11 protein-coding genes are annotated in these 14,424 nt (G+C 73.5%); 4 read left to right on the top strand and 7 right to left on the bottom strand.

Annotated features, from left to right (window positions below):
• Nucleotides 1-79 precede the first annotated feature (79 nt).
• On the bottom strand, nucleotides 80-1,060 hold the full coding sequence (locus ACZ4NB_RS21860; RefSeq protein WP_467664029.1) for an alpha/beta hydrolase: 981 nt from the start codon (nucleotides 1,058-1,060) through the stop codon (nucleotides 80-82).
• Between the two features lie 253 nt (nucleotides 1,061-1,313).
• Between ACZ4NB_RS21860 and ACZ4NB_RS21855 the strand changes: the two genes are divergently transcribed.
• Together ACZ4NB_RS21855 and ACZ4NB_RS21850 are read left to right on the top strand one after the other, a co-directional pair.
• Complete coding sequence (locus tag ACZ4NB_RS21855) at nucleotides 1,314-4,241, top strand: AfsR/SARP family transcriptional regulator (protein ID WP_467663850.1); 2,928 nt, start codon at nucleotides 1,314-1,316, stop codon at nucleotides 4,239-4,241.
• A 273-nt stretch (nucleotides 4,242-4,514) separates the two neighbouring features.
• Nucleotides 4,515-5,882, top strand: a complete 1,368-nt coding sequence (locus ACZ4NB_RS21850) for an amino acid permease (RefSeq protein WP_467663848.1) — start codon at nucleotides 4,515-4,517, stop codon at nucleotides 5,880-5,882.
• A gap of 773 nt (nucleotides 5,883-6,655) precedes the next feature.
• Here the strand turns inward: ACZ4NB_RS21850 and ACZ4NB_RS21845 are convergent.
• Nucleotides 6,656-7,606 carry a Rho termination factor N-terminal domain-containing protein gene (locus tag ACZ4NB_RS21845; protein ID WP_467663846.1) on the bottom strand — a complete coding sequence of 317 codons (951 nt, stop codon included), beginning with the start codon at nucleotides 7,604-7,606 and terminating at the stop codon, nucleotides 6,656-6,658.
• Nucleotides 7,607-7,779: 173 nt separating this feature from the next.
• Between ACZ4NB_RS21845 and ACZ4NB_RS21840 the strand changes: the two genes are divergently transcribed.
• Nucleotides 7,780-8,091, top strand: coding sequence for a 4a-hydroxytetrahydrobiopterin dehydratase (locus ACZ4NB_RS21840; RefSeq protein ID WP_467663844.1), 312 nt, complete (start codon nucleotides 7,780-7,782; stop codon nucleotides 8,089-8,091).
• Nucleotides 8,092-8,106: 15 nt separating this feature from the next.
• On the opposite strand, the gene ACZ4NB_RS21835 is transcribed toward ACZ4NB_RS21840, so the two are convergent.
• Together ACZ4NB_RS21835 and ACZ4NB_RS21830 are read right to left on the bottom strand one after the other, a co-directional pair.
• The gene (locus ACZ4NB_RS21835; RefSeq protein WP_467663843.1) at nucleotides 8,107-9,051 is read right to left on the bottom strand and encodes a YihY/virulence factor BrkB family protein; all 945 of its coding nucleotides are present in this window, start codon (nucleotides 9,049-9,051) and stop codon (nucleotides 8,107-8,109) included.
• A 197-nt stretch (nucleotides 9,052-9,248) separates the two neighbouring features.
• Nucleotides 9,249-10,313 (bottom strand): DUF1266 domain-containing protein, encoded by a 1,065-nt coding sequence (locus ACZ4NB_RS21830; protein WP_467663842.1) that lies wholly within the window; start codon nucleotides 10,311-10,313, stop codon nucleotides 9,249-9,251.
• 102 nt (nucleotides 10,314-10,415) lie between these two features.
• Here ACZ4NB_RS21830 and ACZ4NB_RS21825 point away from each other — a divergent pair, with 102 nt between their 5' ends.
• Nucleotides 10,416-11,330 carry a class I SAM-dependent methyltransferase gene (locus ACZ4NB_RS21825; protein WP_467663840.1) on the top strand — a complete coding sequence of 305 codons (915 nt, stop codon included), beginning with the start codon at nucleotides 10,416-10,418 and terminating at the stop codon, nucleotides 11,328-11,330.
• A 107-nt stretch (nucleotides 11,331-11,437) separates the two neighbouring features.
• On the opposite strand, the gene ACZ4NB_RS21820 is transcribed toward ACZ4NB_RS21825, so the two are convergent.
• The 3 genes from ACZ4NB_RS21820 to ACZ4NB_RS21810 form a co-directional block, all read right to left on the bottom strand.
• A complete protein-coding gene (locus ACZ4NB_RS21820) occupies nucleotides 11,438-12,229 on the bottom strand; it encodes a VOC family protein (protein WP_467663838.1) in 792 nt (263 codons plus the stop codon).
• Nucleotides 12,230-12,453: 224 nt separating this feature from the next.
• Nucleotides 12,454-13,287 carry an aldo/keto reductase gene (locus ACZ4NB_RS21815; RefSeq protein WP_467663836.1) on the bottom strand — a complete coding sequence of 278 codons (834 nt, stop codon included), beginning with the start codon at nucleotides 13,285-13,287 and terminating at the stop codon, nucleotides 12,454-12,456.
• 14 nt (nucleotides 13,288-13,301) lie between these two features.
• Entirely contained in the window at nucleotides 13,302-14,309 is a 1,008-nt protein-coding gene (locus ACZ4NB_RS21810) for a hypothetical protein (RefSeq protein ID WP_467663835.1), read from the bottom strand.
• Between the last annotated feature and the right edge of the window lie 115 nt (nucleotides 14,310-14,424).

Genomic DNA, 14,424 nt, shown 5'->3' with positions numbered 1-14,424 from the left:
ACCCGGCCCGGCGCCGGGCGGCCGCCCCCGACGGTGTCCCACCACCGGACCAGGGGTGACCGCCCGCGCGTGGCGCCCCCTACGCCTTGCGGAGCCGGTCGAGGATGCCGTCGAGGTCGCGGGTGAACATCTCGGGGCGGATGAAGTGCCCGCCGGGCTGCTCGTGCGACTCGTGCCGGATGCCGGCCGCGTCGAGCGCGGCCCGGAACTCCCGCTGTCCGGCGAGTACCTCGGTCTCGTTGAGCAGGTCGAAGGGGTCCACCGGGTTGGGGCTGGTACCGGCGACCAGGAAGACCCGCTTGTCGCGGTAGCGCTCGATGTGCTCGATCGGGTTGTCGGCGCTGACCTTGGCCTCGTCCCACGGCTCGCCGTAGATCGTGCCGCCGGCGAGGTCCAGGGCCGCGGAGGACAGATTGGCCCAGTGTGCGACGGCGCCGAGGTCGCGGCGCAGGCTGGGCGGGCCGGAGTGGGCGCTCACCGAGGCGAAGTGGCCGTAGTACTTGGCCGCGTACTTCAGCGCGCCGAAGCCGCCCATCGAGAACCCGGCGACGGCGCGGCCGTCGAACTCGGCGTACGTCCGGAAGTTCGCCTCGACCCACGGCAGCAGCTGGGCGATGTGGAAGGTCTCCCAGTTGCGGGGGCCGGTGTGGGAGCTGACCGGGTTGGAGTACCAGCCCGCGTGGCCGCCGTCGGGCATCACGACGAGGATCGGCTTGCCGGCGGTCAGATCGCGGATGCCCGCGCGGTCCCAGGTCATGAAGTCCTGGTCGGTACCGCCGCCGTGGAACAGGTACAGCACGGGGTAGGTGCGTCCGCTGGAGTGGTAGTCGTCGGGGAGCAGGACGTTGACGGCGGGTTCCCAGCCGATCGCGTCGGTCGCGAAGCGGTAGTACCACATGCGGGGGTCGTCCTCCCGGCGGTCCACGACGCGCAGCCCGCCGGCCGCACCGGCCGGCGAGGCCGCGGCAAGGACGCTCGCGCCGCCGAGAGCCACTGCCGCGGAGACCCCGCCGACGGCCCTCAGGACACTTCTGCGGGTGGGGCGGTGCTCGCTCAACATGACCTCCAGGTCGGGAAGTGACACTTACGCACGGCGTACCGTCCGCCGCCGCGGAGATCTCCGCCGAGGGAACGGCGCGACGCCCGGCGTGTCACGGGCGCACCCCGTGCCGCGCCCGGTGCCTGCCCGCCGCGCCGTTCCCCCTGCTTCCCCGCGGTCCTCTGCGGTGACTTGCCAACCCTGGCGGGAGACGCTGAAATGCCGATGAAATCGCGGTGATGCCGACGAAGGCGCGGGGGCGGAGGGTGTGGCTGTGGACGGGGGATCCGCCCAGCGGCTTCGGATCGAGGTGCTCGGCCCGGTGCGTGCCTGGCGTGACGGGACGCCGCTGGACCTGGGGCCGATCCGGCGGCAGGCGGTGCTGGCCGCGCTGGTGCTGCGTGCGGGCACGCTGGTCAGCCATGAGCAGCTGCTCGCCGACGTATGGGGCGCCCAGCCGCCGAAGACCGGGCGCCGGGTACTGCCCAGCTATGTCTACCCGCTGCGCAAGGCGCTCGACGCGGCGGGCGCCGGACCGGCGGCGTCGGTCATCCGCGGCGGCCGGGGCGGATACCGCTTCGTCGGCGACGAGGTGCGGCTCGATGTGGCGGAACTGGCCGAACGGCTCGGCGAGGTGCAGCGCGCGCGGGCGTCCGACGACCCGGCCACCGCGATGGCCTGCTCCGCCCAGGCGCTCGGCCTGTTCCGGGACGAGCCGCTGGCCGGGCTGCCGGGGCCGTTCGCGCAGGGCGAGCGGCGGCGGCTGGCGCAGCGCCGGCGCGCGCTGCGGCGGGAGAACCTCGAATGCCTGGTCCTGCTCGGCCGCTCCGCCGACGCCCTGGACGACCTGGCCGCGCTGTCCGCGTCCGATCCGTACGACGAGTCGCTGACCGCGCTGCGGATGCGCGCCCTGTACGGCAGCGGACGCCAGGTCGAGGCGCTGAGCGCCTATCAGGACATGCGCACGCGGCTGCGCGACGAACTCGGGGTCGATCCCGGCGAGGAACTCAGCCGGGCGCACCAGGCGGTGCTGCGCCGGGACGACGCACAGCTCCTCGGCGCGGCGGCGGGCCCGGCCGCGCCGCGCCGGACGCGCCGCGTGGTCAACGAACTGCCGGGCGGCACCGGCCGGCTCATCGGCCGGGAGCGCGAGCTGGCGCTGCTGACCGCGCCCGCGCCGTCCGCATCCGTGTCGGTCGTGGCGGTGGACGGGACCGCCGGCGTCGGCAAGACCGCGCTCGTCGTCCACGCGGCCGGTGCGCTGCGCGCCCACCACCCGGACGGCTGCCTCTTCGTGGACCTGCGGGCGCACAGCACCGGACGGCACCGGATCTCCCCGCAGCGCATGCTGCGCAGGCTGCTGCGCTCGCTCGGCGCCGCCGACAGCGAGGTGCCCGACGACCTCGACGAGCTGACCGCGGCGTGGCGGGCCGCGACCAGCCCGCTGCGGCTGCTGCTGGTGCTGGACGATGTGCCCGGCGCGCGGCAGATCCGTCCGCTGCTGCCCGCCGGGCCGGGCAGCACGGTGCTGGTGGCCGGCCGGCAGCGGCTGGCCGGGCTGGACGCCGACCGGCGGGTCACCCTGGAGCCCCTGGAGACCGGTGAGGGACTGTCCCTGCTCAGGGACATCGTGGGGGAGCCGCGCGCGGACCGGGAGCCGGCGGCGATGCGTCAACTGGTGCGGCTGTGCGACGGATTGCCGCTGGCCCTGCGCATCGCCGGGGCGCGGCTGCAGACCCGTCCGGCCTGGACGCTGGCGTACCTCGTGGAGCGGATGGCGGGCGACGAGCACCGCCTGGGCGAGCTCACTGCCGGGGACCGCAGCGTGGAGGCGGCCTTCCGCCTGTCGTACGACCAGCTCACGCCGGAGCAGCGGCTCGCCTTCCGCACCCTGGGCCTGTCGCCGACCGTCGAGTTCGACGCGCTGACCCCGGCGGCCATGCTGGACCGCGCGCCCCGGGACGCCGAGCGGATCCTGGAGAGCCTGGTCGACGCGAGCTTGGTGCAGCAGCCCCGTCCGGGCCGCTACCGCCTGCACGACCTGGTACGGGTGCACGCACGGCGGCTCGCGGAGGCCGAGCCCGACGAAGCCGGCGCGGCGCGCACCGCCGCCCTCCGCCTCTACCTGGACGCGGCCCGGACCACCAGCGACTGGGGCCCGGGCGGCTTTCCCACCGGGCCGCGACCCGGCGGGGCGCCGTTCGCGGACTGGAAGGAGGCCGAGGGCTGGCTGGACGCGGTCGGCGCGGAGCTGGCCGATGTGGTCGGGCACGCCGCGGCGCTCGGCGAAGCCGACTACGCCTGCTGGATCGCCGAGGCCCTGAGCGACTACTTCATCCGCCGGGGCCGCAACCACGAGGGCCGGACGGCCCTGGAGAGCGCGCTCGCGCACGCGGACCGGGCCTCCGACCGGCGGATGGCCCCCGCACTGCGCAACTGCCTGGGCATCGCGGACATCTACCAGGGGCGCATTGCCCCGGCGCGGGCCCGGTTCGCCGAGGCGCTGGACCTCAGCCGCCGCCGGGCCGAACGGCGTGAAGAGGCCGTGGCCTTGGGCGGGTTGGGGGCCGCCGACCTGAATCTGGGCCGGGCCGATGAGGCGATTCCCCCGCTGACCGAGGCGGTGGAGCTGGCCGGGCGGCTCGACGACGACTGGCTGGCCGCCATGGGCCTCTCCCTCCTCGGGGCCGTCCACCACACCCGGCAGCGCTCGCAGGAGGCGCTCGACTGCTTCGCCGCCGCCCGCGCCCACGCCGAGTCCAACGGCCGGCCCCGCGTGATCGGGATGGCCCTGGCCAACGCCGCCGGGGTCCATCTCGACCTCGGTCGCTACGGTGCGGCCAAGGCCCTGTACCGTCACGCGGCCGAGCAGGCGCAGCGGGGCGGGGACGTCCTCCTGCACGCGATCGTCCTGACCCGACTGGGCACCGCGGAGCAGGGCGAGGGAAACCTGGGCGCCGCCACGGCCCTGCACCACCAGGCCCTCTCCCGGCACCGGACGCTGTCCCCGCTCACCGAACCCCAGTACGACCGGCTGGAGATGGACATCCGCTCCCGGCTGGGCCGCGCCTACTCCGCGGCCGGACGCCTCGCCGAGGCGCGCGAGCAGTTCCGGACGGCGCTCGCCGTGCCCGGCGCCGGCGAGTACCCCGCCGAGCGGGCGCAGGCGATCGCGGGGCTCGACGAGTGCGACGACCGCTGAACGCGCGCCGGGCCCGCCGCCCGGAGGCAGCGGTCCGGGTGGGCCTTGCTGTCGGGTGCCCGCCGGGCCGAAGATCCTTCGCTCCGAGGCGCCCGCGGCCGGAGCATTACCGGCGATTTTGAAGCCGGCCCCCAGGCAGTGACCATGTGCTATGGCCCGGCGACCTCGGGCACCGGCACGACGAGAGACGCGCGATCCATGCACCGCAGCCCTGCCGCTCAGGACCCCGAGACCGGCTCTGACCTGCACAATCAAGCCAAGCAGCCGTTTCGGATGAGCTTGCTGACAGCCACCTGCCTGGTGATGGGCAATATCATCGGCGGCGGCATCTTTCTGCTGCCGGCCTCGGTGGCCCCGTTCGGCACCGTCAGCCTGGTCGCCTTCGGCGTCCTGACGATCGGCGCCGTCGCGCTGGCCCTGGTCTTCGGCCGGCTCGCCGAGCGCCACCCGGACACCGGCGGCCCGTATGTCTATGCGCGCGAGGCGTTCGGCGATTTCGCCGGCTTCCTCTCCGCCTGGTCGTACTGGACCATGACCTGGGTCAGCAACGCGGCCCTCGCGGTCGCCGCCGTCGGCTATGTCCACGTCCTCTTCCCCGGCCGCGCCTCGGCCGGTACCGATCTCGTGGTGGCGCTGGGCGCGCTCTGGCTGCCCGCCCTCGCCAACCTCGCCGGCACCCGCTATGTGGGCGCCGTGCAGCTGGTCTCCACCGTCCTCAAGTTCGTCCCGCTGCTCTTCATCGCCGTCGTCGGACTGTTCTTCTTCGACTCCGACAACCTCGGCTCGTTCAACGCCGGCGGCGGCAGCGCGGTCGGCGGGATGTCGGCGGCCGCCGCGATCCTCCTCTACTCGTACGTCGGTGTGGAGTCCGCCGCGATGAGCGCCGGCGAGGTCCGCGACCCGGAGCGGAACGTGGGCCGGGCCACCGTCCTCGGCACCGTCGGTGCCGCCGTGGTGTACCTCCTGGGCACCCTCGCCGTCTTCGGCACCGTCGCGCACGACAAGCTGGTGAACTCCAAGGCGCCGTTCTCGGACGCGGTCGACGCGATGTTCGGCGGCCACTGGGGCGGCACGCTCATCGCCGGCGCGGCCGTCGTCTCGATCATCGGCGCGCTCAACGGCTGGACCCTGATGAGCGCCCAGTCCCCGTACGCCGCGGCCAAGGACGGCCTCTTCCCGGCCGCGTTCCTGACCAAGCGGCGCGGTGTACCGACCTTCGGCGTGCTGGCCGCGGCCGTCCTGGCCAGTGTTCTGACGGTGATCAACTACTTCATCGGCAGCGGCGGCGTCTTCGAGATCCTGGTCCTGATCACCACCTTCTCCGCCACCGTGCCCTACCTCCTCGCGGCCGGCGCACAGGTCTACTTCCTGCTCACCGGTCGCCGCGACAAGGTCCGCCCGGCCCGCTTCGCCCGGGACCTGACCCTCGCCCTCGTGGCCTTCGGCTTCACCTTCTGGCTCGTCGCCGGGGCCGGCTACGCCGCGATCTACCAGGGTGTGCTGTTCCTCTTCGCCGGCATCCTCGTCTATGCCTGGATGGCGGCCCGCCGTGCGGGACGCCGGGAGGACCAGGCGGGCGCCGCGGCGACCCCGCCCGCCCACCGGCCGCAGCACGACGCGGTCCCCGAGAAGGTCTCCTGACGGGATCGCCGGTCTGCCCGATCCGCTGTGGCGGCTCAGGCAGACGCCGAAGGCGCCCTGATGGACGAGGAGGAAGACCAGCGCCTTGCCGGGCGACAGCACCAGGAACAGCGCACACAGATAGAGCGTGATGTGCGCCAGCAGCAGCACCGCCTCCGTCCCCCATGCCGGCAGCGTGGGGGAGCGGAGCGCCCGGACGCTCGCCATCCGCAGCCGGAACCCCTCCAGCGCCAGCCGCGGAAGGGGCAGCCGCACCACCTGAGGGCGCCCGCCGAAACCCGGCGGGGTGCCGAGGCACCGGCTCGTCCACCAGCCGTAGGACATCCCGACGCCGAGGTTGCCGAACAGCCGCCCGCCGATCTCGTCCGGCCGCCGACCGCGGCGCCCCCGCCGAACCGGGCGCCCCCGCCGAACCGCCGTCTCACGGGTGACCAGCGCGACCCGCCCGGACGCCAGCGCCAGCAGCCCGGCCACCGCCGGCTGCCACCAGCTGTCGCCCAGCGTGAAGAACACCGCCCAGCCCCCGGCGAGCGCCGCACCCGCCAGTGACCGCCGCCCAAGCCCCGTCGTCATACCGGCGAGTCTTCCGCCCCGGCCCGCGGCCCGACAGCCGGTGCGCCCCCGGACCGAACGGGGGGTTACCGCCACCAAGGGGTGGGGCTGGCTGCACCCCGGCGCCGCCGGCCCGCGGCACGGCGCCCGTTCGCCGGGCCCGCCGCGCCCTTAGGACCTGTCCGATGGGCCCTGGTCGGGCCCGACCCATCGGACAGGCCCTAGTTCTTGCTGCTCTGCATCTCCCTGATCGTCGCGATCAGCTGCGACTTCCGCATGCGGGCCGTACCCCTGATGCCGAGCGCCGAGGCCACCTGCTGGAGTTCGGCCAGAACAAGGGAGTTGAGGTTGTCCGGCTGAACCGTCCGCTCCTCGGGGAGGCGTACGGTGGTCCGCTCGTTGAGGGTGCTCAATTGCATGCGGGGGGACGTCGCGGACCAGATCGCCTCGGCCGCCTGGCCCAGGACGTATTCGATCTCGCTCTGATTCATTTCGCCGATGTTCTCGCGGAGGGTCTTCAGCTTCTTGAGGGCGTAGCGCAGCGCGAAATCCTCGCGCTCCGTTTCCTTCCGCCCCTGCGCGATACGGTTCAGATCCACCGCGAGATGGCGTTGGATCCGCGCGATCTCCTCGACACTGGTCACCATCTCGGCCACGCTCCGCTCCACGGGACTGCCCATTTGCATGGACTGCACGTCGAGGGTGGTGGAGATCGGGCTCTCCGAATTGCCGCTGGTCAATGCCTGATTCAGATGGGTGACGATCTGCTGCCGGCAGTTGTCCGCACTGCGCAGATCGGTGTGGTCGAAGAGGATGACCCGCATCTGGGCGATGTCGAACGGCAGGTCGCAGGACTTGTCCGCGATCAGCGCCACCGGCAGCTTGGCGGTGTGCCGCACCGCCAGCTCGTAGAAGACATTGGGGTTGAGTCCCGTGAGATCGGCCACCGCCACCTTCGCCCGCAGAATATGGTCCAGGACCTGAAGATTGATCTGCCCGGGCTCGGCGATCTGATCTCCTCTGACCGCCGTGAGACCTATCTCCTGTGCGGCGCGCTGCACGATGAATTCAAGGATGCCGTCGGAGCGGTTGCGGATGTCCGAACCCTCTTCCCCGATGGGGGCGATGAAGAAGCATTCCTGATCAGGTTCCGGAAGGCTGGAAGCTGCCAAGCTGATCTCCGAAGTGCCGGGTGAAGCAGAGCTGATCGGCCGTCAGCGCCGATTATATGGTCTGCGTCTCACTCCGACGGCCGGACGGGGAAGCCGCGGCACCCGGCGGAAGCGTCCGCGCCGTGACAGGCTGAAGACATGAGGCAGTCGCCCTATCGCGCGAGGAGAACACCGTGAACGCTCGGCCCGCACCGCTCGGCGCCCAGGAGATCGAGGACCGCCTCGCGGAGCTGCCCGGCTGGTCCGTCGCGGACGATCTGCTGCGCCGGAGCTACGCCTTCCAGGGGCATCTGGCGGCCGCCGTGATGGTCGTCCATATCGCCCGGATCCAGCAGGAGTTGGACCACCACGCCGAGCTGACCCTGGGCTACGACCGGCTCGCCGTCGCGGTGAACACCCACAGCGCCGGCGGACGGATCACCCAGCTGGACTTCGACCTCGCCCGGCGGATCGAGGAGATCGCCCCGGCCCACGGCGCCCGCTGACCGGCGGCCGGCGGGTCAGTCGCCCGAGCGCGGCCTGATCACCCGGCCCGCGCGCGCCAGCTCCACGTTGAACTGGGCGCCGCACAGCAGCGACAGGTGGGAGAACCACAGCCAGATCAGGAACACCACCGGCCCGGCCAGCGAGCCGTAGAGCCGGTTGAAGGTGCCGACGTACGAGGCGTAGAGCGCGAAGCCCGCGGACGACACCAGCCACAGCAGCACCGCGACCACACCACCGGGCGCCGCCCGCCGCACCCCGCGCGAACTGGGCGGCCCGGAGCGGAACAGCACCATCGCCAGCACCGTGGCCAACACCAGCAGCAGCGGCCACTTCAGCAGGTTCCAGGTGGCCTCGCCCGCCTCCCCGAACCCCAGTGCCCGGCCCAGCGCGGTCGCGATCGGCCCGCTCACCAGCAGCGCCACCGCACTGCTGATCAGCAGCGCCATCAGCAGCAGCGCCGTCACCAGGATCCGCGGCGCCTTGCGCCACGGCGGCCGGTCGTCCTTCGTCCGGTGCATGGCGTGCAGCGCCCGGCGGAACACGGCCAGATAACTGCACGACGACCACAGGGCGCTGGCCAGGGCACCGCCCACCACCACCCACGCGGCGGTGCGCTGGTGCGCCATGCTGATCAGCGCCCGGCGGACGGTCGCACCCGATTCGGCCGGGGCGATCGCGCTGATCTGGTTGATGAGTTGCTCGGTGGCCGCCGGGTCGGCGAGCCCGATCAGCGACACCGTGACGATCAGCGACGGCAGCAGCGCCAGCACCGAGTAGTACGTCAGGCTCGCCGCCCAGTCCGTCAGATCGTCGTGCCAGACGGACAGCGGCGTACGGCGCAGCGCGGTACGGCACTGGGCCCAGGTGGGCCGGGCGGCCGGCGGCTTCGGCCCGGCCGCGCCGAGCGCGCGGTCCAGCAGCGTCCGGTTCATCCCCCGGCGCGTGCCGCTGTCGCCCATGTCGTCCGTCCTCTCGTCGTCATGTCGTGCATCATCCCCCGCGCCGGGACTGTCCGGGGACGGCCGGCGGCCACCGCCCGCCCGGGGCGGCGTCGCATCCGGCGGTGGGCACTCCTCACGGTCCCGGTTCGCACCGTTCCCCGTCAGCTCTCCCCGTCCACGTCCCCCGTATGGACCACCGGCCGCGGCCCGCCCGCTCACGCGAAGGGCAGCACCTGCCACGGCGAGGACGGGTCCTGCGTGAGCACGCGGTGGAGATGCGCCGCCTCGGCGTACTGCGGGCCGAACCAGCCGTGGTCGAACGCCAGCATCCGGCCCAGCAGATAGCCCGCGGCGAACTCCGCCCACGAGCCGTAGACCTCCCTGGCCCGCGCGCCGACCCGCTGCACCGCCTGCTCGGCCTGCGGCGGCGCGCACAGCCGGGCGCCCAGGCCCCAGCGGACGAGGTTGACGGCGTGCACGAGATCCAGCGCGAGCAGGGACACCACCCGGCCGTCGCCCGGCAGCAGCCCGTCCGCGCGGAACCGCTCCTCGTACCGGGTGACGAGTTCGGGGACCTCCGGCGCCCGGTCGGCGCTCTCGTTCTCCTTCTCCGGGTCCGCCGCCGCCCGCGCGCGCAGGGCCTGTTCGGTGTCGGCCGGTACGAACTGCCCGGCCAGGAGCTGGTCCAGGCGCTGCTGCCAGCCGGCGGGGTCGGTCACCGACCACTGGTCGTTCAGCGTCCCGGCGTCCGAAGCGTGGTCGAGGAAGGCGGTACCGAGTTCGTTCCACGGCACGCTGTGGTGCACCGCGAGCGGCGCGCCGCAGGCCAGACCCTGTGCCACCGGGCCGTGCAGCGGCCCCCCGAAGTGGGTGACCAGCAGACCGCCGGGCCGCACCCCGACCTGGGCGCGCAGCCGCAGCCAGCCGGCGCGCGCCTGGGGGACGGCGGCAAGATACGCCGCGCACGGCGTCCCCGGGTTGATCGCCAGCCGCCATCTGTCGTTCGGCCAGTCCTGCGCCAGCTCCTCCAGCGAGACCCGGTCGAAGAACTGCTGCGGCTGCCAGGGCGGCAGCATGCCGCGGGTCAGGACGGGAATGCACCTGCCACCCGTCACCGGGTCGTCGTAGACGGGCAGCGGGTCCTGCCCCGGCTGCGGCGCCGCCAAATACAGGTCCTCGCCGGCGACCGCGGCGACCTGGCCGTCCACGTCACCACGCGCCGTCGCTTCGCACAGCCGCCGCTCGGTATCCGTCGGCGGCACCCATCCCGGAGTAGCCACGGGCCAAGACCCTACGATCACCTCCCGGCCCGCCGAAATCCGGGGTTGCCGGGACGTCAGGGGAGATTGCACCGGAGTCACCGGTAACGGAGGCTCGTTGTCATGACCGACCACGACCGCACCGGACCCGGGCACCAGCACGCCCGCCACGACAGCGCGCAGATCGACTGGGCGGCGCTCGGCCCGATCCTCGAACGGGGCGCCGAACTGCACACACCGCTCCACCAGCAGATCGCGGCCTGGCTGCGGGAGCTGCTCACCGGCGTGGCCGGCACCGGCCCCGACGGGGTGCGCCGGGTGCTCGACGTCGGCAGTGGGCCGGGCGTCGTCAGCTGCCTGCTGGCCCAGGCATTCCCGGCGGCCGAGGTGGTCGCGGTGGACGCGGCCGAGGCGCTGCTGGAGCGGGCCCGCGCCCGGGCCGTCCGCCTCGGGCTCGGCGACCGGATCCACACCCATCGCGCCGAGGTCCCCGACGGGCTCGACGCCCTCGGCGGCGCCGACCTGATCTGGTCGAGCAAGGCCCTGCACCACGTCGGCGACCAGCGCGCCGCGGTCGCCGCGCTCGCCGGCCATCTGCGGCCCGGCGGACTGCTCGCCGTCTGCGAGGGCGGCCTCGCCCCGCGCTACCTTCCGCGCGACATCGGCATCGGCCGCCCGGGGCTGCAGCCCCGGCTCGACGCGGCCGGCGAGGAGTGGTTCACCGCGATGCGGACGGGGCTGCCCGACGCCACCGACGACATCGAGGACTGGCCCGCCTTCCTCGCCGACGCGGGCCTGCGCACCCCGCGCACCCGCAGTTTTCTGCTGGACCTCCCGGCCCCGCTCTCCGCCGAGGCCCGCGGATACCTCCAGACCCGGCTGACCCGCTCCGTCGACCTCTACGGCGACCGCCTCGACGCGGACGACCGCACCACCCTCGCCCGCCTTGCCGACCCCGACGACCCGGCCGGCGTCACCCGCCGCCCCGACGTCTTCCTGCTGTCCGCGCAGACCGTGCACACGGCCTGCGCGCGGTAGCCCGGAGCCGTTCGTTTCGCCGCTCGGCTCCCCGGCCGGGCAGTACGCCGGCCGGGGAGCCGAGGAGGACGGACGGGCCGGGAGTCAGGGGCCCGGCGCCGAAATCCCTACTCCATCGGCTTGGGGGTGATCACGGCGAAGGTGGCGCCCTGCGGATCGGTCACCACGGCCATCCGGCCGGCCATCATGTCGAAGGGCTCCTGGAGTGCCGCGCCGCCGGCCGCGGTCACCTTGCCGACGGTCTCGTCGGCGTCCGCCACCGAGAAGTACGCCAGCCAGTGCGAGGGCGTGTCGGGCGGCATCTGCTCGGACATCGGCTGCATACCGCCGACCGGGCGGTCGCCCACCTTGAGCGCGTAGTAGTTCTCGGCGCCTTCCCTCTCCATGGCGGTGCTCTCGATGCCGAAGGCGGCCTGGTAGAAGGCCGCGGCGGCGGAGCGGTCGGTGGTGTTGAGCTCGTTCCAGATCAGCGCGCCGTGCTCGTTGACGATGCCGGCGCCGGGGAAGTCCACCGCCTGCCAGACGCCGAACACCGCGCCCGTCGGGTCGGCGGCGATACACATCCGGCCGAGCGTCATCACGTCCATGACCGGCATCAGGATCGTGCCGCCGGCGCTGCTCACGGCCTGGGAGGTGGCGTCGGCGTCCGCCGCCGCCAGATAGGTGGTCCACACCGTGGGCGGCGGGGGCTGGCCGCCCATCGCCATCGCGGCCATGATGCCGGCCACCGGCTTGCCGTTCAGCTCGCACACGGCATAGCCGCCGGTCTCGGCGGGCCCGATCGCCCCGGTCCATCCGAAGACGCTGGCGTAGAAGTCGATGGCGGCTTGCTGGTCCGGGGCCGCGAGATCGACCCAGCAGGGGGTCCCGGGCTGATAGGCGGAGGTGACTTCGGGCATCGTGGCCTCCTCGGTGGGGGCGCCTGCCGCGTCCGTGCGGCGGGGAGGGGAGCAGGGCGGGGCGCCGCGCGTCGTGGGCCCCGCCTGCGCGCCGCGGGGACACGTGGCGCTTCCCTCCACACTTCCCGCCGTCCGCCGAGCCCGCCACTCGGGTAGGCGACGGCGCCGTCCGTAAGAGCGGACGGCGCCGTGGCGCGTGGCGGCCAGGGCCCGTGTCGAGGCCGTCAGGCCATGTCGAAGGTGGCCGGGTCCGGGCCGAGGCGGTTGCCGGTGTCCAGGCCGGCGAGGTCGGCCAGATCCGCGTCGTCCAGCGCGAAGTCGAAGACGTCGATGTTCTCGGCGATGCGCGAGGGGGTGACGGACTTCGGGATGACGATGTTGCCGAGCTGGATGTGCCAGCGCAGCACCACCTGGGCGGGGGTCTTGCCGTGCTTCGCGGCGAGCCGGGCGATCGTCGGGTCCTGAAGGAGGCCCCTGCCCTGGCCCAGCGGCGACCATGCCTCGGTCGCGATGCCGTGCCGGGCGTGGACGGCGCGGGACTCGGCCTGCTGGAACTGCGGGTGCAGCTCGATCTGGTTGACCGCGGGCACGATGGAGGTCTCGCCCAGCAGCCGCTCCAGATGGGCGGGCTGGAAGTTCGAGACGCCGATGGCCTTGGCGCGGCCGTCCGCGTAGATCTTCTCCAGGGCCTTGTACGTGTCGACGTACGCGTCCTGGGACGGCAGCGGCCAGTGGATCAGATAGAGGTCCACGTACTCCAGGCCGAGCTTGGCCAGGGAGGCGTCGAAGGCGCGGAGCGTGGAGTCGTAGCCCTGCTCGGAGTTCCACAGCTTGGTCGTCACGAACAGCTCGTCGCGGGGGAGGCCGGAGGCGGCGAGCGCCTTGCCGGTGCCCTCTTCGTTGCCGTAGACCGCGGCGGTGTCGATGCTGCGGTATCCGGCGTTCAGGGCGTGGCCGACGGTGGTGGCCGCCTCGTCGTCGGGGACCTGCCAGACACCGAAGCCGAGCTGGGGCATCGCGATGCCGTTGTTGAGCGTGATGGACGGAACCTTGCTCACGGGGGGATCGATCCTTAGGTATACGTTCGTGTTCCAGGTCGTTCAACGATCATCCGCCGCTGTGCATTCCCGCGCATGTCGGCGCCGAGTTCGCCGAGCGCGAAGGCGCCGGCGCAGAGCACCGTCAGTCCGGCGCACAGCTCCAGGGCGCCGGCCAGGCCGGGAAGCCCACCGGAGACGGCGGGCGCGCCGGGGGAGAGGCCGTCGGTCACCGCCTGCACCAGCCACATGCAGCCCCCGCAGGCGAACACCGCGCCGCCGCCGGTCCAGGCCGCCGCGAGCGGCCAGCGCACCCGCATCCCGGGCAGCAGGCGGGGGAAGACCAGCAGCAGCAGTCCGGCGGCGGCGAGCAGCGAGAGCAGGCCCTGCGACCAGTTCGCAGCCGAGCTGATCACGGTCCCCGCGGCCGCCTGGGCGGCGCCCATGCCCAGCGTCGAGCCCGCGCCCCACAGCACGTCGAGGCAGCCCAGCGCCGCCAGCAGGACCGCGGCCGGTGCGAGGAAGATCCGCTGTACGGTCCGGGTGCCGGTGTCCGCGAGGTCTCTCAGCCGGCCGCGCAGCAGACCGCCCCAGCGCTGGTGCGCGTACACCGCGAAGGCGCCGAGCAGGGTGACGCCCTCGACGAGGAAGCCGCCGTAGACCACGCCGAAGACCCAGGGGGCGAGGAAGTCTCCCGAGCCCAGCGGGTTGCGGGCGCCGGTGAGCAGGCCGGCGAGGGTGCCGCCCACGACGCCGGTCAGCAGCGGGACGAGCAGCCCGGAGGCCATCCACAGCGGCAGGAGCAGCAGCCACGCCGGGGTGCGCCGGCCGGCCGGGCGGGTCAGGGTGTGGGCCACCACCGCCGCGATCGCGTCGAGCAGGAACGTGAAGACGTTGGCCGCGACCCACGCGGCGCGGCCGATGCGGTGCGGATCGACGACACCGACGTCGAAGCCCAGCACCCACAGCAGCTTGAGGGTGAGGTACGGGGCGCAGGCCAGGACGGCTGTCCGGCCCAGGAGGGTGAGGCGGCGAGCGGGCATGCACCGGAGTCTGCCGAGCCCCGGCGCGGTCGGCGTCGGGCCCGCGGACGACCCGGCTCCGCCGTACGGCGGAGGTGCGGCAGGCGGTACGGACGGGGCGTGGCGGCCCGCCGCC

It is taken from the genome of Streptomyces sp. NPDC026575, from assembly GCF_055567415.1.
This window is presented reverse-complemented; position numbering and strand designations above follow the sequence as displayed.

Excerpts from the sequence above, each read along its gene's own strand:
- ACZ4NB_RS21820 (WP_467663838.1), bottom strand. The coding sequence starts at position 12,229 with ATGCCCGAAGTCACCTCCGCCTATCAGCCCGGGACCCCCTGCTGGGTC.
- ACZ4NB_RS21860 (WP_467664029.1), bottom strand. The coding sequence starts at position 1,060 with ATGTTGAGCGAGCACCGCCCCACCCGCAGAAGTGTCCTGAGGGCCGTC.
- ACZ4NB_RS21810 (WP_467663835.1), bottom strand. The coding sequence starts at position 14,309 with ATGCCCGCTCGCCGCCTCACCCTCCTGGGCCGGACAGCCGTCCTGGCC.
- ACZ4NB_RS21850 (WP_467663848.1), top strand. The coding sequence starts at position 4,515 with ATGAGCTTGCTGACAGCCACCTGCCTGGTGATGGGCAATATCATCGGC.
- ACZ4NB_RS21835 (WP_467663843.1), bottom strand. The coding sequence starts at position 9,051 with ATGGGCGACAGCGGCACGCGCCGGGGGATGAACCGGACGCTGCTGGAC.
- ACZ4NB_RS21825 (WP_467663840.1), top strand. The coding sequence starts at position 10,416 with ATGACCGACCACGACCGCACCGGACCCGGGCACCAGCACGCCCGCCAC.